Below are 20,773 nucleotides of genomic sequence, written 5' to 3' on the forward strand. Positions count from 1 at the left end.
ATTATCTGTTTATTTGGTTAAATTTGCATTAACAAATTTACAAACAAAAGTTATCATTCTTAATGAAGAAGACAGAAAATATAATTGTAGGAATATCAATAGGAGATTTAAATGGAATTGGCGGAGAAATAGTATTAAAGACCTTCGAAGATTCTAGAATTTTAGAGTTTTGTACACCTGTAATTTTTGCTTCATCAAAAGTTATGGGATTTTTAAAAAACCATTTTAAATCTGAAATTAATTTTAACGATATAAATAATTTAAACCAAATCGTATTTGGTAGAGTCAACGTTTTAAATTGCTGGAATGAACCTGTTAAAATTGAATTCGGCAAAGAAGATTTTAAAATAGGTGCTTACGCCATAAAATCTTTACAAGAAGCAACCAAAGCCTTAAAGAATAATGCTATTGATGTATTGGTTACTGCTCCAATAAATAAACATAATATTCAATCAAAAGAATTTAATTTTCCTGGGCATACAGACTATCTTGCACAAGAACTAGAAGGAGAAAGTTTAATGTTTATGGTGACAGAAAGGCTAAGAGTTGGATTGCTAACAGATCATGTGCCGGTTAAAGATATAGCCATAAAAATTTCAGCAGAGCTTATTGAAAAAAAAATAAACACTATTTATGAATCACTACTTAAAGATTTTAAAATAAACAGACCAAAAATTGCTGTGTTAGGAATTAATCCACATACTGGAGATAATGGTGTTATAGGAAATGAAGACGATGAAATTATGCGACCTACACTTGCAAAAATTAAAGACTCAGGCAAGCTGATTTATGGTCCATATGCTGCCGATAGTTTTTTTGGCTCCAATAATTACAAGAATTTTGATGCCATAATCGCATCTTACCATGACCAAGGATTGATACCTTTTAAAACTTTATCTTTCGGACAAGGAGTGAATTTTACCGCAGGTTTAAATAAAATTAGAACCTCACCAGATCACGGAACTGCCTTTGAAATTGCGGGAAAAAGCGTTGCAGATGAGAACTCATTTAAGGAAGCGGTTTTCACCGCTTTGCAAATTTTTAAGAACCGATTTGATTATGAACAGCTTACATCAAATTCACTAAAACAAACCGAAAAAAAATTATAAACAAAAAAATGTTCATAAGTGCTGTAGCATAAATTAAAAATTTATATATTTGCAGGCTCAAATTAGAAGTGATAATGAAGCCATTAAAAGAGTTTACAATTCCTTTTATAGGGTTAAAAATAGGAACTCATCATTACGACTATAAAATTGAGAAAGCGTTCTTTGAATATTTTGAGTATGAAGATTTTAATGATGCTCATGTAAACGTTGATGTTTCTTTATTGAAAAACACAACTTTGCTGGAGTTAAATTTTAAAATTTCTGGAACAGTTAATATTAATTGTGACATAACTAATGAACCGTTTGATCAAAACATAGAAAATGAATTTGATTTAGTGGTAAATTTTGGAGAAGAATATAATGATGAAAACATCGATATTTTAATTCTTCCCCATGGAGCTTATGAAATTAATATTCAACAATATATTTATGAATTGATTGTACTTGCAGTACCAATTAAACGCATTCACCCAGGAGTTGAAGATGGAACATTAAGTTCAGACATACTTGAAAAATTAAAAGAGTTAAGCCCAAAGCTTGACGACGAACAAAAAGAAGATAAGGAAATTGATCCTCGTTGGAATACATTAAAGAAACTATTAACGGATAAATAAATATAGAAAATGGCACATCCTAAGAGAAAAATCTCTAAAACAAGAAGAGATAAAAGAAGAACTCATTATAAAGCAACTGCGCCACAGATTGCTACTTGTCCTACAACCGGAGAAGCTCACTTATATCATAGAGCTCACTGGCATGAAGGTAAATTATATTACAGAGGTCAAGTTTTAATTGACAATACTGAAGCGGTAGAAAATGTAGCTTAAAAAAATCGAACTTTAATAATAAAGCGCTCACATGTGAGCGTTTTTTTTATGATAAGTTTTTGTATCAGCCAAAAACACCTTAATTTGCACGATATTAGATCAAAATTTAGTATTTTAAACAAATTTTTGAATTTTTTGGTCAATTTTTGTGATTTTTTGGTCAAATTAACTATAAAGTTATGAGTAAAATTTCAGCAGCAATTACAGCTGTAGGTGCATATGTACCTGAATATGTGTTAACCAATCAAATTCTTGAAACCATGGTAGACACAAATGATGAGTGGATTACCTCTAGAACAGGAATAAAGGAGCGTCGAATTCTTAAAGACGTCGGAAAAGGAACTTCTTATTTGGCTATTAAAGCCGCCCAAGACCTTATTAATAAAAAAGGAATAGACCCTAAAGATATTGAACTAATTATTGTTGCCACTGCAACACCAGACATGAAAGCGGCATCAACAGCTGCTTTTACTGCTTCAAATATAGGAGCGGTTAATGCCTTTTCATTTGATTTAGATGCTGCTTGTTCAAGCTTTTTATTTGGAATGTCTGTTGCAGCTAGATATATTGAATCAGGAAGATATAAAAATGTGCTTTTAATAGGAGCAGATAAAATGTCTTCAATGATTAATTATACAGATAGGGCAACATGTATTATATTTGGAGATGGAGCTGGAGCTGTATTATTTGAACCTAATACAGAAAGCTTAGGGCTTCAAGACGAATATTTAAGAAGCGATGGAACAGGTAGAGAGTTTTTACAGGCCACTTATGGAGGATCTTCATATCCGATTACAACTGAAGCTATAGAAAACAATAAACAATTTGCTTTTCAAGAAGGGCAAACTGTTTTTAAAAATGCTGTTTTCAATATGGCTGATGCTACTGTAAAAATTTTAGAAAAAAATAATCTAACCAAAGATGATGTAAGTTGGTTGGTAGCGCACCAAGCTAACAAGCGTATTGTTGATGCTACAGCTAAAAGAATAGAGTTGGAGGAACAAAAGGTAATGATGAACATACATAAGTATGGAAATACTACATCAGCTACGTTACCATTATTATTAAATGACTATGAGTCACAACTAAAAAAAGGGGATAATTTAATTTTTGCCGCCTTCGGAGGTGGATTTAATTGGGGATCCATTTACTTAAAATGGGCATATAATTCAAAAAAATAACTAACAAACAACAAAATTATGGATTTAAAGGATATTCAAAACTTAATCAAGTTTGTAGCTAAATCAGGGGCAAGTGAGGTTAAACTTGAGATGGAGGATATTAAAATCACTATCAAAACTGGGTCAGATCCAGAAACCACAGCAATACAATATGCTCCAGTAGCAACACATATGCCACAAATGGTAGCGCAAATGCCAGAATCTAAACCTCAATTTGAAGGTCAAACTGTAGCGCAACCAGCTATTAAGGCAGACGATAATTCAAAATACATTACAATAAAATCACCAATCATTGGAACATTTTATAGAAAACCATCTCCAGATAAACCATTATTTGTTGAGGTTGGGCAAACCATTTCTGAAGGAGATGTATTATGTATTATTGAAGCCATGAAACTTTTCAATGAAATAGAATCTGAAGTTTCTGGAAAAATTGTTAAAATTTTAGTTGATGACTCTTCTCCGGTAGAATTTGATCAACCATTATTTTTAGTAGATCCGTCATAACCCATTAAAAATTCCAATACTCAAAACTCAAAATCCAGTAAATGGAATTTGGTGATTGGAATTTGAAATTTTTAATACTAAAAGTTATGTTTAAAAAAATACTAATTGCCAATAGAGGAGAAATAGCACTACGTGTTATTAGAACCTGTAAAGAAATGGGCATTAAAACCGTAGCTGTTTATTCTACAGCTGATGCAGAAAGCTTGCATGTTAAATTTGCTGATGAAGCTGTTTGCATTGGCCCTCCTTCAAGCTCAGAATCGTATTTAAAAATGTCAAATATCATAGCGGCAGCAGAAATTACAAATGCTGATGCTATTCATCCAGGATATGGATTCTTATCAGAAAACTCCAAATTCTCTAAAATTTGTGGTGAGCACGGTATAAAATTTATAGGTGCTTCTCCTGAAATGATTGATAGAATGGGAGATAAAGCTTCAGCAAAAGCTACAATGAAAGCAGCAGGAGTTCCATGTGTCCCAGGAAGCGAAGGCATTATAGAGAACTTTGAGTCTTGTGAAAAACTAGCATTAGAAGTTGGATATCCAGTGATGCTTAAAGCAACAGCAGGTGGTGGTGGAAAAGGCATGCGTGCTGTTTGGAAACCAGAAAAATTAAGAGAAGCATGGGATTCTGCTCGTCAGGAAGCAAAAGCAGCATTTGGAAATGACGGAATGTACATGGAAAAACTCATTGAAGAGCCAAGACACATAGAGATTCAAGTTGTAGGCGATTCTACTGGAAAAGCTTGTCATTTATCAGAAAGAGATTGCTCAATTCAACGGCGTCATCAAAAATTAACAGAAGAAGTTCCTTCTCCATTTATGACAACTGAATTACGCACTAAAATGGGAGAAGCAGCGGTTAAAGCAGCAGAATATATTAAATATGAAGGTGCAGGAACTATAGAATTTCTAGTTGACAAACATAGAAATTTTTATTTCATGGAAATGAATACTCGTATTCAGGTTGAGCATCCGATTACCGAACAGGTAATAGATTTTGATTTAATTCGTGAACAAATTTTAGTAGCTGCAGGAGTGCCAATTTCTGGTAAAAACTATACTCCAAAATTACACGCTATTGAATGTAGAATTAATGCTGAAGACCCATTTAACGGATTCAGACCATCACCAGGAAAAATAACAACACTACATGCGCCAGGAGGTCATGGTGTTCGTTTAGATACACATGTATATGCAGGATACACTATTCCTCCAAATTACGATTCAATGATAGCCAAGTTAATTACAACGGCGCAAACCAGAGAAGAGGCTATTAATAAAATGAAACGAGCCTTAGAGGAGTTTGTTATAGAAGGTGTGAAAACCACCATTCCTTTCCACCTACAACTTATGGATCATCCAGATTATTTAGCAGGTAACTACACCACTAAGTTTATGGAAGACTTTGTTATAGAAAAACAAATAGAAGAATAAAGTATAAAAAACTCCGAAAATTTTTCGGAGTTTTTTTATAGTGTTCCTATTTATATTTTTATAAAAGGCTGAACGATTTCATAACTTTTTTAGTTTACAAAAAAGAATCTCACTACTATCCACGACACAAAAAATTTAGTACATTTCGGTACTTAAAATTTACTCGGTGAATTTATCATATTGGGAAATAAAATCATGGTTTACCAACATAGATTATACTATAGTTGGTAGTGGTATTGTAGGGCTATCTTGTGCACTGAGTTTAAAAGAAAGGTTTCCTAATGCCAATATATTAATTCTTGAAAAAGGCACTTTGCCGCAAGGAGCCAGTACAAAAAATGCCGGATTTGCTTGTTTTGGTAGCTTAAGCGAAATATTAGATGATTTAACAACGCATTCTGAAGAAGAAGTTTTGGAAATTGTTTCAAAAAGAGTTGAAGGATTACAGCTTTTAAGAAAAAATTTAGGAGACGAAGCCATAAATTATTTGCAATATGGTGGCTACGAGCTGTTTCCTGAAGAAGATGAAGGTCTCTATGAAATCTGCTTATCAAAGAGAGAACAAATAAACTCATTACTAAACCCTATTTTTAAAGACGATGTTTTTAGCTTAAAAGAGAATAGTTTTAACTACAAAAACATTAAGCAAGGTTACATCTTCAATCAGTTTGAAGGGCAAATTGATACAGGATTAATGATGGAAACATTATTACAAAAAGCGCAATCAAAAGGAATTAAAATACTTAACAATATTGTGGTTGAAGATTATGACGAATCCAATAATTCTGTTTTAGTAAAAACCAATATTTTTGAATTTTTAACTTCAAAGCTTCTTATAGCAACCAATGGTTTTGCTTCCGAATTAATAAGTGAACCTGTAAAACCAGCAAGAGCGCAGGTTTTAATAACCAAACCAATTAAAGACTTGCACATCAAGGGCACGTTTCATCTAAACAAAGGGTATTTTTATTTTAGAAATATAAATGACAGAATTCTATTTGGTGGAGGCAGACATTTAGATTTTAAAGGCGAAGAAACCACTGCATTATCGCAAACCATCCTAATACAAAGCAACTTAGAAACTATTTTAAAAAATATTATTTTGCCAAACACACCATTTGAAATAGAGCATAGATGGAGTGGTATTATGGGAGTTGGAAATCAAAAAAAGGCCATTGTAAAACAATTAAGCAATCATGTGTTTTGTGGCGTAAGACTTGGTGGCATGGGAATAGCAATAGGATCTACAATAGGGAATGATTTAGCACAGTTAATTGATTAATATGATAAAGAAATTATTCAAATTCGTATATAAATTAATCTTTTGGTTATTTGTGTTTTCAATCGCCATTGTTATTTTGTACAAGTGGGTTCCTGTACCCATTACACCTTTGATGCTTATTAGAAATGTTGAACAACTTCAGGATGGCAAAAAAGTAACTTTAAAACACGATTGGGTTCCTATTGAAGAAATTTCAAAAAATTTACAGTTAGCCGTAATTTGTAGCGAAGATCAAAACTTTTTAAATCATAATGGGTTCGACATGAAAGCCATTGAAAAAGCGATTGACTATAATAAAAAAGGAAAACGAGTAAGAGGCGCAAGTTCTATTAGTCAGCAAACAGCCAAAAACGTTTTTTTATGGCCACAACGTAGTTGGTTTCGCAAAGGGTTGGAAACGTATTTCACGTTTTTAATTGAGTTATTCTGGTCTAAAGAGCGTATCATGGAAGTCTATTTAAATAGTATTGAAATGGGTAATGGTATTTACGGTGTTGAAGAAGCATCTAAATTTTGGTTTAAAAAACCAGCCATAAAACTTAATAGAAATGAAGCAGCAGCTATTGCAGCTATTTTACCAAATCCTTTAAAATACAGAGCAAATCCAGCTACAAATTATATCCAAGGAAGAAAAAACTGGATTGTTCGCCAGATGAATTTCTTTGGTCCTTTAGACTATAACCATTAGAATGACAAATAACCTAGACGTGAAAAAGCTTCTATACAATCAATGCTTTGATTTTATAGAAAACAGATTGCTTACCATAAAAAGTAGTATAAATGATATTCAGGAAGCGTTAAATTCTGAAACAAAAAACTCTTCAGGAGATAAGCACGAAACTGGTCGTGCCATGTTGCAGATTGATATGGAAAAGGCAGGTAATCAACTTAACGAAATCCAAAAAATCAAAGACATATTAAAGAAAGTAGACATTACGAAACGCACTGAAACTGTTAGATTAGGAAGCGTTGTTTATACTTCAAAGGCTAATTATTTTATTGCTATTAGTGCTGGAAATATTACCGTTGAAGACAAACAATTTTATGCTATTGCAACAGATACACCTATTGGGCAATTGTTGGCTTCAAAAAGCGTTGGAGATGAAATTGTTTTTAGGGATGAAAAAATCAGAATTGAAAGTGTACTGTAAAACGCTTTTTTAATTAATCTTTGTGGATAGAAACACAAATTTTTAATCCGCTTTTTAAATGAGAATCATGCTCTATAAAAATGGTTTTTTCATTCATTACAGCTTCAATTAAATAACAATTACCATTATAATATGATTGTTTTACAACTGCTTTTAAGCTAGAATTTTTAACTACTTTTAATTGATTTGCGTATACTATTCCGTGATTTTCTAGCTCGTTAAATTCCCCAAAAAAAGAAGCAATAAGTTTGTTTTCTGGATGACTGAATAACTCTTTTGGCGAATTGTTGGCTATTATTTTTGCACCATCCAACACTATCATTTTATCTGAGTAAGACAACACATCATCTTTGTCGTGAGTGGCAACAATGCAAGTAATTTTTTTTGCCTTCAAATATTTAAACAAACTTCTACGTAAAGATTGTTTTTTAAAATTATCGATGTGACTAAAAGGCTCATCTAACAACAATATTTCAGGTTGTTTGGCAATGGCTCTGGCTAAAGCCACACGTTGTTTTTGTCCGCCACTCAGTTCTTTTACTTTGGTTTGTGCATACTGTTTTAGTTCTACAACCTCTAAAAGCTCAGAAATTCGTTCTTGTTTTTCTTCCGGAAAAAAATTTGATAAAAAAGCGCCAATGTTTTCTGAAACTGATGTAAAAGGCATTAAGTCAAATTCTTGAGACACATATTTCATAAATTCTGGGCCAACTATAAGATTATATTTTGGTCCTAGAATTTTTTCGCTATTCCAAAAAATATTCCCTTCCAATAAGTCATAAGTTCCATACAGCAGTTTCAAAAGAGTGCTTTTACCGGAACCGCTTTCTCCAATGATAGACAGATGTTCTCCTTTCTTAACATTAAAACTAATGTTGTTTAAAACGAGTTTATTTTTGTAACCAAAAGAAATGTTTTTTACTTGTAGCATCATGCAAAAATACCATAAAAAAATCGCTTGATTTCCAAGCGATTTTTAAATTCTTTAAAGGGTTAACTATCCTTTAACTTTTTCATTTGTTTTACTTGGCAGTACTTCAAATCCCATATTATAAAGTGTAAATCCAAAAATATCTGCATACTGTTCTATGGTTTTGCTTACAGGAGTCCCAGCACCATGGCCAGCATCCGTTTCAATTCTAATCAGTGTTGGGTTTGTGCCCGTTTGTTTGCTTTGTAATTCAGCCGCAAACTTAAAACTGTGCGCAGGTACCACACGGTCATCATGATCACCAGTTGTAACTAAAGTGGCTGGATAACTTACTCCTTCTTTTACATTATGAACAGGCGAATAGCCTTTTAGATATTCAAACATTTCTTTGCTTTGTTCAGAAGTTCCATAGTCATAAGCCCAACCAGCACCAGCTGTAAAGGTATGATAACGTAACATGTCTAAAACGCCTACTGCAGGCAGTGCTACTTTAGCCAAATCAGGACGTTGGGTCATAGTTGCCCCAACTAGTAAACCACCATTTGATCCACCTCTTAAAGCTAAATAATCATAGGATGTATACTTGTTTTGAATTAAATATTCACCAGCAGCAATAAAATCGGCAAACACGTTTTGCTTTTTCATTTGAGTGCCCGCATCATGCCATGCTCTTCCATATTCTCCGCCTCCACGTAGATTAGGTACTGCCAATACACCGCCTTGTTCCATCCAAACCGCGTTGGTAATGCTAAATGTAGGCGTTAAGCTGATATTGAATCCACCATAACCATATAAAATAGTTGGGTTTTTGCCATTCAATTCTATCCCTTTTTTATAGGTAATTATCATAGGTATTTTAGTGCCGTCTTTTGAAGCATAAAACACTTGTTTACTTTCGTAATTATCACTGTTAAAGTCTATGCTAGGTTTCAAGTAAGGAGCAGTTTCTCCGGTATTTGGGTTTAGAGTATATATACTTCCAGACGTGAAATAATTAGTAAAAGAATAGTATAAAACTGGGTCTTCTTTTTTACCACTAAAACCACTGGCTGTTCCTAGTCCCGGTAATTTAATTTCTCTGATTAATTCACCTTGATAGTTGTATTGTTTTACTTTTGAAATGGCATCAACCATATAATTTGCAAAGAAAAAGCCACCACCTGTTGTTGGGTTTAAAACATATTCTGTTTCAGGAATAACGTCTACCCAATTTTCTGGAGTTGGGTTTGATGCGTCCACACTTACTATGCGCTTGTTTGGTGCATTTAAATTGGTAACCAAAAACAACTTACTTCCTTCGTTTTCAATTACAGAAGTATCACTGTCTGTATCATCTAAAACAGTTATTAGTTTACTATTTGGCACAGATAAATCTTTTATATAAAATTTGTTTCCTGATGTGGATACACGCGGAGTTAACACTAAATATTTATCGTCTTCGGTTACTTGTCCGTATATGTAGCGGTGTTTTTCTTCAGGTTTGCCCCCAAAAATTATTACGTCTTCTTTTTGAGGAGTTCCTAATTTATGATAGTATACTTTATGTTGATCGGTTTTTGCTGATAATTCGCTTCCTTTTGGTTTGTCGTAGCTTGAATAGTAAAAGCCTTCATTTTTATACCATGAAATAGGACTGAATTTCAAATCGATTAATGTGTCTTCTATTATCTCTTTGGTTTCAACATTCATGATTATTGCTTTGCGCCAATCACTTCCACCTTCAGAAATTGAATAAGCCAAAATACTTCCATCTTTAGAAAAGCTTAAACCACCAAGAGAAATGGTTCCGTCTTTAGAAAATGTGTTTGGATCTAAAAACATCTCTTCTTTGCTATCGTCTGATTTTCTGTAGTAAACATCTTGGTTTTGTAACCCATCATTTTTCGAAAAATAGGTATAGTTTCCTTCTTTAAAAGGAGAACTTATTTTTTCGTAATTCCACAAACTTGTAAGACGTTCTTTAAGTTCTTTTCTAAAAGGAATTTGGTCTAAATAGTTAAAAGTAGTTTTGTTTTGAGATTTCACCCAAGCTTCTGTTTCTGGACTTCTGTCGTCTTCTAACCAACGATATGGGTCTTTAACTTCAACACCAAAATACGTGTTAACAGTGTCAACGGTTTTAGTTTCAGGATAATTCACAGCTATTACTTTTTTTTCTGAGGGTTCTTTTTTACAAGCTATAAGAGAAATAACTGTAAAATGCTAATGTAAATTTTTTTAATGATAGATGATTTGTTCAAAAATAATCAAAAAAAAGCTTTTGCATTTTAAAGTAAAAGTTTAATTATGTTTAATATGAAGAAGGATTTATATAAAACTCTTTCAACCAGGATTATTATAAATTAAATATTATTTCTAAATAAAGTTGTACTATAGTTTTCTCAAAGTTTTTTTAATAATGCAATTAGCTTTCTTATTTTGAATATACTAATAATTTTTTCAGCTTTATCTGGTCCAAGGAGTCTTATTAATTTTAATTTTTGAATAGATTGAAATGACTTCCATGAATTATTATAATGATGAATTGTATATGTTTTTTTTGATTTAAATGTTTTACCTGTTAGATAGTTTTTAGGACTAAAATATTCATTGGGATACAAATAAAATAAATTTTTGTCTTCAACCAGTTTGTAAATATCATGTACTTCATTTAATTTTAGTTTTATTATCTTTTTGTTTTTCTCTATTTGGGATTGCATTATTATAGGTAAAACAATCATATCCAAACTACCATCCTTATTTATAAAAGAGCGATTGTCGTAATAATTTAAACAATCTAGAACCCAATCAGATTGTTTTTCAGCACCAAAGATGGCAGATTCAATAAGATCATTCCATTGGGTGCCAATAAAATAAGGCAATTTAAGGAGGTCATTAAAATTCTTTAAAACCTCGGCATCAGTATCCAAGTAAATACCTCCATAATTATATACGGCATATAATCTTATATAATCTGAAACAAATGCGTATTTTTTGTTTTCAAATGCCTGTTTTGTCCAAAGAGTTGAATCTATATCAAACTTTTTGGTATCCCATAAAATAAATTCATAGTCTGTTAATTTATTTTTCCAAGATTCAATACATTTTTTAATAATATCAGGGTATTCTTTATCACTTAACCAACAAAAATGAATTATTTTTGGAATCATAGACGCATCGTTTCAGCTATTTAAAAAAATAAATATAATAAAAAAGCTTCTGTATACTACAGAAGCTTAATAATGCCGTTTAGCAAAGAACTATATTAAATTGTTTTCCACTAAGTATTCACCAATTTGAATAGCATTTGTTGCAGCTCCTTTGCGTAAATTGTCAGCAACAATCCACATGTTTAATGTGTTTGGTTGGGATTCATCTCTTCTAAGTCTACCAACAAAAACTTCATCTTTGTTATGAGCCAAAATTGGCATTGGATAAGAATTTATAGCCGTATTATCTTGTAGAATTACGCCTGGTGTCTCACTGATTATTTGTCTAACATCTGCCAAATCAAAATCATTTTCAAATTGAACGTTTACAGATTCTGAATGTCCGCCAGCTGTAGGAACACGAACCGCTGTGGCTGTTACAGAAAACGATTTGTCATTAAATATTTTTTGAGGCTCTCTGGCCAATTTCATTTCTTCTTTTGTATAACCATTTTCTAAAAACACATCGCAATGAGGCAATACGTTTCTGCTAATTGGATAAGGATATGCCATCTCTCCTTCGATACCAGCAATTTCGTTTTCCAATTGCCTTACAGCTTTTACGCCTGTACCAGAAACTGATTGATAGGTTGAAACTACAACGCGTTTCATTTTATATTTTTTATGAAGTTGAGATAATGCCAACACCATTTGAATAGTAGAACAGTTAGGGTTTGCAATAATTTTATCGTCTTTTGTTAGCTCATGCGCATTGATTTCCGGAACCACTAATTTTTTAGTTGGGTCCATTCTCCAAGCTGAAGAATTATCAACAACAGTTGTGCCTACTTCAGCAAATTTAGGCGCCCATTCTAAAGAAGTGTCTCCACCAGCTGAAAAAATAGCTATTTGAGGTTTAGCGGCAACAGCTTCAGCTAATCCAATAACCGTATATTCTTTATTTTTAAATGTTAACTTTTTACCTACAGAGCGTTCTGAAGCTACAAGTAACAATTCAGTAATAGGAAAATTTCGTTCTGCAAGAACTTTAAGCATCACTTCGCCAACCATACCTGTGGCACCAACAACAGCTACTTTCATGAGTATTTATTTTTAATAATTCGGTAGGCAAAATTAGGTATTAATTCCATTTTAAAGATTAAAAAAAGCTCCATTTTTAAAAAACGAAGGCTTTTTAACAACAAATAACAAGTTGTTATATATTTAACAAATAGTTATTTTTTAAGTAAATCTCTTATTTCAGTAAGTAAATCTTCTTGTGTTGGTCCAGCAGGAGGTGCTGGTGCTGTAGCTGCTTCTTTCTTTTTCATTTTGCTTATGCCTTTTATCAGCATAAACATTACAAACGCTACAATTATAAAGTCAATAAGGTTAGTAATAAAATCACCATACAAAACAGCTACTTCTCCAGTTACGTTCCCTGCTTCATCAGCAACACCTTCGGTAATAATCCATTTTAATCCTTTAAAGTCTGATTTAAAAATTAATCCCACTAAAGGTGAAACAATTCCACCAGTAAACGATGCAACAATTTTATTAAATGCAGCACCCATAACGAATGCGACTGCAATGTCAACAAGGTTGCCTTTCATTGCAAAATCCTTAAACTCTTTTAACATAATAATAAATTTTTAGTTAGTGAAAATCTAAAATAGTTAAAATAGTTAAATGTTAAATCGTATTGTTAAATTATTTTAAATAGACACGTTTTACACGTTGTGAAATACCAGTTATGAGTTCGTAGGAAATAGTGCTGGCAGTTTCTGCTAATTGTTCTGCTGTGTTTTTTTGATCAAAAACAATGACTTCATCACCTTCTTTACAGTCAATATTGGTTATATTAACCATAACCATGTCCATACAAACATTTCCTATAATGGGTGCTTTTTGGCCATTTATAATTACAAATCCCTTTCCATTACCATATTGTCTGCCAATACCATCTGCATGACCAATTGGTAATGTTGCTGTTTTTATTTGTTTGTCACTTTTAAAAGCCCTGTTGTAACCAACAGAACTACCTTTTTCAATAATATGAATTTGAGATATAATGGTTTTTAAAATTCCTATTGGTTTGAAGTGTTTGTTTTCTTTTTCTGAATTTCCAAAGCCATATAATCCAATACCCGTGCGAACCATATCAAAATGTGCTTCAGGATAGTTTAATATCCCCGAGGTATTGCACAAATGAAGCAAAGGTTTATACCCTAATTTTGGAATGATGTTTTCTGAAATATTTTTAAATGACTGTATTTGGTTTAATGTAAAGTCTTTTTCATTTAAATCTTCACTAGCAGCTAAATGTGAAAAGATAGATGTTACTTTTATTGAAGAAGTTTGTTTGAGTTTAGACACCAAATCATCAATATCATTTTCATTAAAACCCAGTCGGTTTAAACCTGTATTAAACTTTATATGAACAGGATAATTTTCTTGGTTTTCGTCTTCAGCTATTTTAATAAAATCATTTAAAATTTTTGCATTGTAAATGTTTGGTTCAAGGCAATATTTTATTAAAAGTTTAAAATTTACAGCTTGCGGATGAAGTACTAAAATAGGTTTTGAAACACCTGCATTTCTTAATGAAATACCTTCTTGTACATAAGCAACTGCAAAATAATCAATGTTTAAATCTTGTAAATAACAGGCAATTTCATTAGCATCATTACCATAAGCAAATGCTTTAACAACGCCTAAAATTTTAGTGCCGTTTTTAGTTTTTGATTTTAAATACTCAAAATTATGTTTAAGAGCTTTTAAATCAATTTCCAGAATGGTTTCCTGAGCTTTAGGCATCCGTGTTTTTTGGTTTTGAAGGGACTTCTTCAGGATCGTTAACCTTCATATTTCTAACTTTATCGCGCATCATGGCTTTATAAAAAGCACCTCTACTTAACGGCTCATATTCTTCAACTTCACCTAAAAGAACTAGGTTGTCGTTTTTAGATTTTCTATAACTGTATTGCGCCAAATTTCCTGTTCTTGTACAAACGGCGTGTACTTTGGTAACATACTCTGCAGTAGCCATTAAACTTGGCATTGGCCCAAACGGATTTCCTTTAAAATCCATATCCAAACCAGCAACAATAACGCGAACTCCTTTATTTGCCAAATCGTTACAAACACGTATAATTTCATCATCGAAAAATTGAGCTTCATCAATGCCTATAACGTCACAACCATCTGCCAAAATAGGAATATTGGCAGCAGCAGGAACTGGCGTAGAACGTATTTCATTGGCATCATGAGAAACCACTTTAGTTTCATCATAACGCACATCAATAGTAGGCTTAAAAATTTCAACTTTTTGCCTAGCAAATTGCGCGCGTTTAAGTCTTCTGATTAATTCTTCTGTTTTTCCAGAAAACATAGAGCCACAGATAACTTCAATCCACCCAAATTGTTCTTTATGATTTACGGTATTTTCAAGAAACATTTTGTAATTTTAACACTAAAACAAACTAACTTATCGTTTGCATAAAGGTGGCGTAAATTTATTAAAAATAAAAGCCCGAATAATAGAAATCTAAAAAATTAAAATAATGAAGAAGAAGCTAGAATCTGAATTGATGAGTATAGCACACAGAATTCTCAAATTAAAAGGGAGGGAAGATGTTATAAAAATGCATTTAGAAGTACAGGCTCTTTATGAAAAACTATCTGTATTAAAGTTTGCAGAAGAAAACATTGATGACGATAACCCATCTATTGGCAGTAACTCATCTTTCTTCGGAATGCTTGACAGTGCATTTAATAATACCATAAGTGATACCATTGAGGTTGAAGATAAAATATATATAAATCTTGATGAAGTAGAAGATGATGATATTATGGAACCAGGTATGAAAACTATTAAAGATATGGTAAAACTCATGCCTATAGAAACGGATGATGATGATGATTTTGAAGACCCAGTTTCTACAAAACAATTTCATAAAAATGATTTTGAACATATTACAGCCGATTTTAAAAACATGCCTGTTTTTGAACCAGTTTCTAAAACCCAAAACGGAATTTCTGACGATAAAAAATCTTTAAACGACAGACTTAAAGCTAAAACTCTGAATATTGGTTTAAATGATAAACTTGCCTTTATAAAACATTTATTTGAAGGAAAAGCAGAAGATTATGATAGAGTGCTGTCTCAAATTAATACTTCGGGAAGTTTTATAGAAGCCAGTAAACTTATTCAAAGTATTGTAAAACCAGACTATAATAATTGGATAGGCAAAGAAGTTTATGAGGAACGTTTTATGGAAATTATAGAAGCTAAATTCAATTAATGGGTAAACTCTATATTGTACCAACACCTATTGGTAATTTAAAAGATATGACTTTTAGAGCTGTTGAGGTTTTAAAAGAGGTTGATTTAATTCTTGCCGAAGATACACGTACCTCAGGAAAATTACTAAAGCATTTTGAGATTACAACCCATATGCAATCTCACCATATGCACAACGAGCACAAAACCATTGAAAATCTCATTAAAAAATTAAAAAGCGGGATTAATGTTGCATTGATAAGTGATGCCGGAACACCAGCTATTTCAGATCCAGGATTTTTATTAACCCGTGCTTGTATTGAAAATAACATTGAAGTAGATTGTTTGCCTGGAGCTACTGCATTTGTGCCAGCATTGGTAAATTCTGGCTTGCCAAATGACAAGTTTGTATTTGAAGGGTTTTTACCAGTAAAAAAGGGCAGACAAACACGATTATTGTTATTAGCTGAAGAAACCAGAACTATTATTTTTTACGAATCACCGCATAAACTTTTAAAGACTTTGGCCAATTTTTGTGAGTATTTTGGAGAAGATAGAGATGTTTCTGTTTCTCGTGAACTTACCAAGCTGTATGAAGAAACCATTCGCGGAACCGCCAAAGAGGTTTTAGAATATTACACAAATAAGCCACCAAAAGGAGAAATTGTTGTTGTGGTTGGTGGAAAAAAACAATGAAAGACTTATTGCACAACATAAGACAATGCACTATTTGTGAAAAGAATTTACCATTGGGACCAAGACCTATTGTGTCGGCACATTCCCAAAGTAAAATAGTTATTGTGGGTCAAGCACCCGGAACGAGTGTGCATAAAACAGGCATTCCATGGAATGATCCCAGTGGTAAACAATTACGAAAGTGGTTGGGTGTTACAGATGAAGTGTTTTATGATGAGACCAAAATAGCCTTGATTCCTATGGGGTTTTGCTACCCAGGAAAGGGAGATTCTGGGGATTTACCCCCAAGACCTGAGTGTGCGTCACAATGGCACAGTTTATTGCTTGAAAAAATGCCAAATATTGAGTTGACGATTTTAATTGGCATGTATGCACAAAATTATTATTTGGGTGAACAAGCTAAAAAAACCTTAACAGAGACAGTTAAAAATTATAGAACCTATTTGCCTAATTATTTGCCATTGCCTCATCCATCACCAAGAAACCGGTTTTGGCTTACAAAAAATCCATGGTTTGAGGTTGAAGTGTTGCCAAAGTTGAAAAATAGAGTTGGAGAGTTAATGTAATTTGGAAATACAGAACTCCCTTGAACCGTCACAGAGTCTAAAATGTTTTTTTTTTTAAATATGATTTTCAATTAATTGGTTTTAAAAAGGAACAATAATAGCAAAAAATGTTAGGAATTCTTATATCCCCAAAGCAACACTACATACCCACAAAATACTGTTGATATTTAAAAAACTCTTGTGGATTTGCTTTAATATCTATTCTTTTTATTTCATCACCATGTTCATTGAGTTCTATTAAATAATGTTTGTCATCTTGATTTAGCATTCGCAGAAAAACTTTTAAACTTCCATCTTCATTATAAAATTTCATGGCTTCAAAGTTGTCGTAATTCGAAGATATTTGTTCTGAGAAGACTTTACCGTTTTTTATGTTTTGAGTAATTGTTTTGCCTTCTTTTATAAACATTTGAGATATTATATTTCCAATAATATCATACGAAGTAGATTCAATAACTTCTTCATTTTCAATTTTTGATTCATATCTTATCTGACCACTTTCAAAGTACTCTTTACTTTTTCCGTATTTAACGCCATTTTTATACAAATCAACATTTTTAAGTGCTCCAGACAAATAGTATTTTTTATCTTCTCCGTTTATTTTACCATTTGAATATGATGTGTTTGAAAACATTTTCCCGTTCTCATGAAAAACAATATATTCTCCATTTAAAACGCCATTATTTAATTTAAACTCTTCCCATTTTCTTAATTTATCACCAACCACAATGTTACCGCTCATGGGTTTGCTTGTTTTATTGTCCCGATAAACACTAATTCCATTATATGAATCTATGAAGTAAGAATTTCTTTCAACAAATCTGTATTTTAATTCAGTTTTTTCTTTTTTACAATTTAGAAGAAAACAAAAAGTAGAAGAAAGCAAAATGATTGATACCGTTTTAAAAAATGATTTCATTATTGTTTGTTTTAAATGTGCTTTCCTTTTTCCCAACCATGTTTCCCCAAATATTGAGTTCCACTTTCAACAGCACCTTCTTCAATAGTGGTTCCCATAGAATCATTCCATCTGTTTAAATATCCAAACAAAGAGATAACCCCAAGCATTTCAACAATGTCTCCTTCATCCCAATATTTATAAAGTCTTTCCTTTATTTCTTCATCTACAGCATTTGGTATTTGTGAAGCAGCTAAACTAAAATCTAAAGCGGCACGTTCAGCTTCGTTAAATGCAGGATGTGTTCTGTATTCCCAAATGTTATCAAGCTGTTCTTGTTCGGCACCATAACGTTCTGCAGCTCTTATGGCATGTGCTTGACAGTATCTACAACCGGAAGCATTACTGCTTACCCAAGCAATCATGCGTTTTAAGGCAGATGACACATTGCCTTCATTAGCCATTACAGCTTTGTTTAGGTTGATAAAAGCCTTACTTATTGCGGGTCTTCTTTGCATGGTAAGAACCGAATTTGGACAAAATCCAAGAGTTTCATTAAAAAACTCTGCTAGTGTTTTTGTTTCCAAATCATGGTCTGCAGAAAGTGGTGTAACTAGAGCCATAAATATATGTTTTTGTTATAATCAAAGGTATAATTTTATTAACTTTCAGCCTTAATAAAATGAGATTTTATGGAGGTTATTCTAAGGCCGTTCGAACTTAAATTAAAGCATACTTTTACAATTTCTAGAGAGTCATATAATGTACAACCCAATTTAATTGTGGAGCTAAAAGACGGAGAATTTTCCGGGTTTGGTGAAGCAACTTCCAACCCATATTATGGGATCACGGTTCAAAAAATGATGGATGCTATTGCGCCTCTTAAAAATATAATAGAAGGCACTAAAAAAGAGACTCCAGAAGAGTTTTGGGATATTATGTATTCGCATTTAAAACATAACATGTTTGCTTTATGTGCTTTGGATTTGGCTTATAACGATTTATATGCAAAGAAAAAAGGGAAGAAGCTTTATGAACTTTGGAATTATGACATTTCAAATAACCCTTTAACCGATTATACCATTGGAATAGATACTATTGAAAAAATGGTTTCTAAAATGAAAGAGTTGCCATGGCCGATATATAAGATTAAACTCGGGACAAAAGAAGACATTAAAATTGTTACTGAACTACGTAAACATACGGATGCCATTTTTAGAATTGATGCCAATTGTGGATGGACCGTTGATGAAACCATTAAAAATGCGATTGCTTTAAAAAAACTTGGTGTTGAATTTTTAGAACAACCCATGAAAGCAGACAACTGGGATGCACATCGAGAAGTATTTCTAAAATCTGTATTACCTGTTATTGCTGACGAAAGCTGTCAAGTTGAAGCAGATGTTGCTAAATGCCATAACCATTTCCATGGGATAAATGTTAAGTTAGTTAAATGTGGAGGTTTAACTTCGGCAAGAAGGATGTTAATCCATGCAAAAGATTTGGGAATGAAAAGAATGGTAGGATGTATGACAGAATCATCGGTTGGTATTTCTGCAATCGCACATTTGCTTCCTTTATTGAATTATGTTGATATGGATGGAGCACTTTTGTTAGCTGAAGATATTGCTAAAGGTGTTACCATTACATATGGAAAAACGGAATATAGTTCTTTAAACGGAACGGGAGTTTCTTTAATTGGACTATAAATGATTGTAGAACGTTTTCCCGATAGAACCATACAAGTAGAAGGAAAAGATTATTTGTATTTTGGTGGGACTGCCTATTTAGGGCTTCCTACAAATCGAGATTTTCAAAGCACTTTGACTCAATGTCTTCTTAAATGGGGATCATTTTATGGAAGCTCAAGAAATTCTAATATTAAATTATCTGTTTTTAACAGAGTTGAAGATTTTTTTGCCAAACAAATAGGAACAGAAGATTCTGTAACAACTTCGTCTGGGACATTAGCAGGAAGATTAATTTTAGAATATTTATCAAAATCTGACTATGTGTTTTATCATTATCCAAAAACACATCCGGCAATTTTGCATAACAATAGTTTGCCTCTATTTATAGATGATAAATTAAACCCTAGCTTACTTAATAATCTTGAGGAAAATATAGTTATTACAGCAGATTCTGTTTTGGCTTTAGAAGTTAAGCCTACATCATTTGATTTTTTAAATGATATTTCCTCAAAAAAAAGAATAACGCTTGTTGTTGATGAATCCCATAGCTTGGGTATTGTTGGAAAAAATGGGAAAGGTATTTTCAATACAATTCCAAATGAGAAATTAGTAAGAAAAATAATGATATCATCGTTGGGTAAAGCGCTAGGTTTGTCTGGAGGAATTATAGCTTCAGACAAAAAATTTATTGACTCAATAAAAAAAGAAGAGCTTTTTATTTCGTCTTCATGTGCTAATGCAGCTTATTTAGAAGCTTATTTGCTATCTCAAGATTTAATTAAGGTTCAACAACAAAAACTTAAAGAAAATTTAGAATTTTTGTTTAAAGATTTAAATCTTAATTCGTCATTTACTTTCAACAAAAATTATCCTATTATTTACTGTAATGATAAAAACTTTTACAAGGATTTATTCAACAACAATATCATCATAACAAACTTTAAGTATCCAAATTATAAAGGTTTAATGAATAGAATTGTTATTACTGCTAATCATACTAAGGAAGATTTAGAAAACCTCAAGCAAGTATTAAAAATATATTGATAAATAAAAAAACCCGCTTAAATTTTAAGCGGGTTTTTTAA

At 32.3% G+C, this 20,773-nt stretch carries 23 protein-coding genes; 14 read left to right on the top strand and 9 right to left on the bottom strand.

The genetic code is table 11. The features are described 5' to 3' along the window. Positions 1 to 62: 62 nt before the first annotated feature. The 9 genes from pdxA to V8G69_RS12955 all read left to right on the top strand — a co-directional run bounded on the left by pdxA (position 63) and on the right by V8G69_RS12955 (position 7,496). Complete coding sequence (gene pdxA / locus V8G69_RS12915) at positions 63 to 1,109, top strand: 4-hydroxythreonine-4-phosphate dehydrogenase PdxA (protein ID WP_394882435.1); 1,047 nt, start codon at positions 63 to 65, stop codon at positions 1,107 to 1,109. Between the two features lie 74 nt (positions 1,110 to 1,183). Continuing rightward, entirely contained in the window at positions 1,184 to 1,723 is a 540-nt protein-coding gene (locus tag V8G69_RS12920; RefSeq protein WP_394882436.1) for a YceD family protein, read from the top strand. Positions 1,724 to 1,732: 9 nt separating this feature from the next. Beyond that, a complete protein-coding gene (gene rpmF / locus V8G69_RS12925) occupies positions 1,733 to 1,936 on the top strand; it encodes a 50S ribosomal protein L32 (protein WP_331629904.1) in 204 nt (67 codons plus the stop codon). 179 nt (positions 1,937 to 2,115) lie between these two features. Beyond that, a complete protein-coding gene (locus tag V8G69_RS12930) occupies positions 2,116 to 3,117 on the top strand; it encodes a beta-ketoacyl-ACP synthase III (RefSeq protein WP_394882437.1) in 1,002 nt (333 codons plus the stop codon). A gap of 18 nt (positions 3,118 to 3,135) precedes the next feature. Continuing rightward, positions 3,136 to 3,624, top strand: a complete 489-nt coding sequence (gene accB / locus V8G69_RS12935; protein ID WP_394882438.1) for an acetyl-CoA carboxylase biotin carboxyl carrier protein — start codon at positions 3,136 to 3,138, stop codon at positions 3,622 to 3,624. An 86-nt stretch (positions 3,625 to 3,710) separates the two neighbouring features. Then, positions 3,711 to 5,063, top strand: coding sequence for an acetyl-CoA carboxylase biotin carboxylase subunit (gene accC, locus V8G69_RS12940; RefSeq protein ID WP_394882439.1), 1,353 nt, complete (start codon positions 3,711 to 3,713; stop codon positions 5,061 to 5,063). A gap of 166 nt (positions 5,064 to 5,229) precedes the next feature. After that, positions 5,230 to 6,345, top strand: coding sequence for an NAD(P)/FAD-dependent oxidoreductase (locus V8G69_RS12945; protein WP_394882440.1), 1,116 nt, complete (start codon positions 5,230 to 5,232; stop codon positions 6,343 to 6,345). A 1-nt stretch (position 6,346) separates the two neighbouring features. Next, entirely contained in the window at positions 6,347 to 7,033 is a 687-nt protein-coding gene (mtgA, locus tag V8G69_RS12950) for a monofunctional biosynthetic peptidoglycan transglycosylase (RefSeq protein ID WP_394882441.1), read from the top strand. 1 nt (position 7,034) lies between these two features. Beyond that, entirely contained in the window at positions 7,035 to 7,496 is a 462-nt protein-coding gene (locus tag V8G69_RS12955; protein WP_394882442.1) for a 3-oxoacyl-ACP synthase, read from the top strand. 13 nt (positions 7,497 to 7,509) lie between these two features. Here the strand turns inward: V8G69_RS12955 and V8G69_RS12960 are convergent, their stop codons facing one another. The 7 genes from V8G69_RS12960 to V8G69_RS12990 form a co-directional block, all read right to left on the bottom strand. Then, positions 7,510 to 8,427, bottom strand: coding sequence for an ABC transporter ATP-binding protein (locus V8G69_RS12960; RefSeq protein WP_394882582.1), 918 nt, complete (start codon positions 8,425 to 8,427; stop codon positions 7,510 to 7,512). Positions 8,428 to 8,493: 66 nt separating this feature from the next. Beyond that, entirely contained in the window at positions 8,494 to 10,566 is a 2,073-nt protein-coding gene (locus tag V8G69_RS12965) for a prolyl oligopeptidase family protein (RefSeq protein WP_394882443.1), read from the bottom strand. Between the two features lie 242 nt (positions 10,567 to 10,808). Beyond that, positions 10,809 to 11,576 (bottom strand): glycosyltransferase family 32 protein, encoded by a 768-nt coding sequence (locus V8G69_RS12970; RefSeq protein ID WP_394882444.1) that lies wholly within the window; start codon positions 11,574 to 11,576, stop codon positions 10,809 to 10,811. Positions 11,577 to 11,666: 90 nt separating this feature from the next. After that, positions 11,667 to 12,656: an aspartate-semialdehyde dehydrogenase gene (locus tag V8G69_RS12975; RefSeq protein ID WP_394882445.1), complete on the bottom strand. Its 990-nt coding sequence runs from the start codon at positions 12,654 to 12,656 to the stop codon at positions 11,667 to 11,669. A gap of 134 nt (positions 12,657 to 12,790) precedes the next feature. Beyond that, complete coding sequence (mscL, locus tag V8G69_RS12980; protein ID WP_394882446.1) at positions 12,791 to 13,195, bottom strand: large conductance mechanosensitive channel protein MscL; 405 nt, start codon at positions 13,193 to 13,195, stop codon at positions 12,791 to 12,793. A 70-nt stretch (positions 13,196 to 13,265) separates the two neighbouring features. Then, positions 13,266 to 14,372, bottom strand: coding sequence for an alanine racemase (gene alr / locus V8G69_RS12985; RefSeq protein ID WP_394882447.1), 1,107 nt, complete (start codon positions 14,370 to 14,372; stop codon positions 13,266 to 13,268). Continuing rightward, positions 14,365 to 15,012, bottom strand: a complete 648-nt coding sequence (locus V8G69_RS12990; protein ID WP_394882448.1) for a thymidine kinase — start codon at positions 15,010 to 15,012, stop codon at positions 14,365 to 14,367. Before V8G69_RS12990 ends, alr begins: the two co-directional genes overlap by 8 nt. Positions 15,013 to 15,118: 106 nt before the next feature. Here V8G69_RS12990 and V8G69_RS12995 point away from each other — a divergent pair, with 106 nt between their 5' ends. Genes V8G69_RS12995 through V8G69_RS13005 form a run of 3 tightly spaced genes read left to right on the top strand, consistent with a single transcriptional unit; the run spans position 15,119 to position 17,099 of the window. Next, positions 15,119 to 15,859 (top strand): hypothetical protein, encoded by a 741-nt coding sequence (locus tag V8G69_RS12995; protein ID WP_394882450.1) that lies wholly within the window; start codon positions 15,119 to 15,121, stop codon positions 15,857 to 15,859. After that, the gene (gene rsmI / locus V8G69_RS13000) at positions 15,859 to 16,533 is read left to right on the top strand and encodes a 16S rRNA (cytidine(1402)-2'-O)-methyltransferase (protein WP_394882451.1); all 675 of its coding nucleotides are present in this window, start codon (positions 15,859 to 15,861) and stop codon (positions 16,531 to 16,533) included. Before V8G69_RS12995 ends, rsmI begins: the two co-directional genes overlap by 1 nt. After that, positions 16,530 to 17,099 (top strand): uracil-DNA glycosylase family protein, encoded by a 570-nt coding sequence (locus V8G69_RS13005; protein WP_394882452.1) that lies wholly within the window; start codon positions 16,530 to 16,532, stop codon positions 17,097 to 17,099. The genes rsmI and V8G69_RS13005 overlap by 4 nt, the downstream gene beginning before the upstream one ends. A gap of 139 nt (positions 17,100 to 17,238) precedes the next feature. Here the strand turns inward: V8G69_RS13005 and V8G69_RS13010 are convergent, their stop codons facing one another. After that, the gene (locus V8G69_RS13010) at positions 17,239 to 18,018 is read right to left on the bottom strand and encodes a toxin-antitoxin system YwqK family antitoxin (protein ID WP_394882453.1); all 780 of its coding nucleotides are present in this window, start codon (positions 18,016 to 18,018) and stop codon (positions 17,239 to 17,241) included. Positions 18,019 to 18,029: 11 nt separating this feature from the next. Further along, complete coding sequence (locus V8G69_RS13015; protein ID WP_394882454.1) at positions 18,030 to 18,620, bottom strand: carboxymuconolactone decarboxylase family protein; 591 nt, start codon at positions 18,618 to 18,620, stop codon at positions 18,030 to 18,032. Between the two features lie 69 nt (positions 18,621 to 18,689). On the opposite strand from V8G69_RS13015, the gene V8G69_RS13020 reads away from it, so the two are divergent. Both V8G69_RS13020 and V8G69_RS13025 read left to right on the top strand, forming a co-directional pair. Beyond that, entirely contained in the window at positions 18,690 to 19,706 is a 1,017-nt protein-coding gene (locus V8G69_RS13020) for a dipeptide epimerase (RefSeq protein WP_394882455.1), read from the top strand. Next, on the top strand, positions 19,707 to 20,732 hold the full coding sequence (locus tag V8G69_RS13025; RefSeq protein ID WP_394882456.1) for an aminotransferase class I/II-fold pyridoxal phosphate-dependent enzyme: 1,026 nt from the start codon (positions 19,707 to 19,709) through the stop codon (positions 20,730 to 20,732). Positions 20,733 to 20,773 lie beyond the last annotated feature (41 nt).

It is taken from the genome of Gaetbulibacter sp. M235, assembly GCF_043876835.1.
Lineage (GTDB): Bacteria > Bacteroidota > Bacteroidia > Flavobacteriales > Flavobacteriaceae > Yeosuana.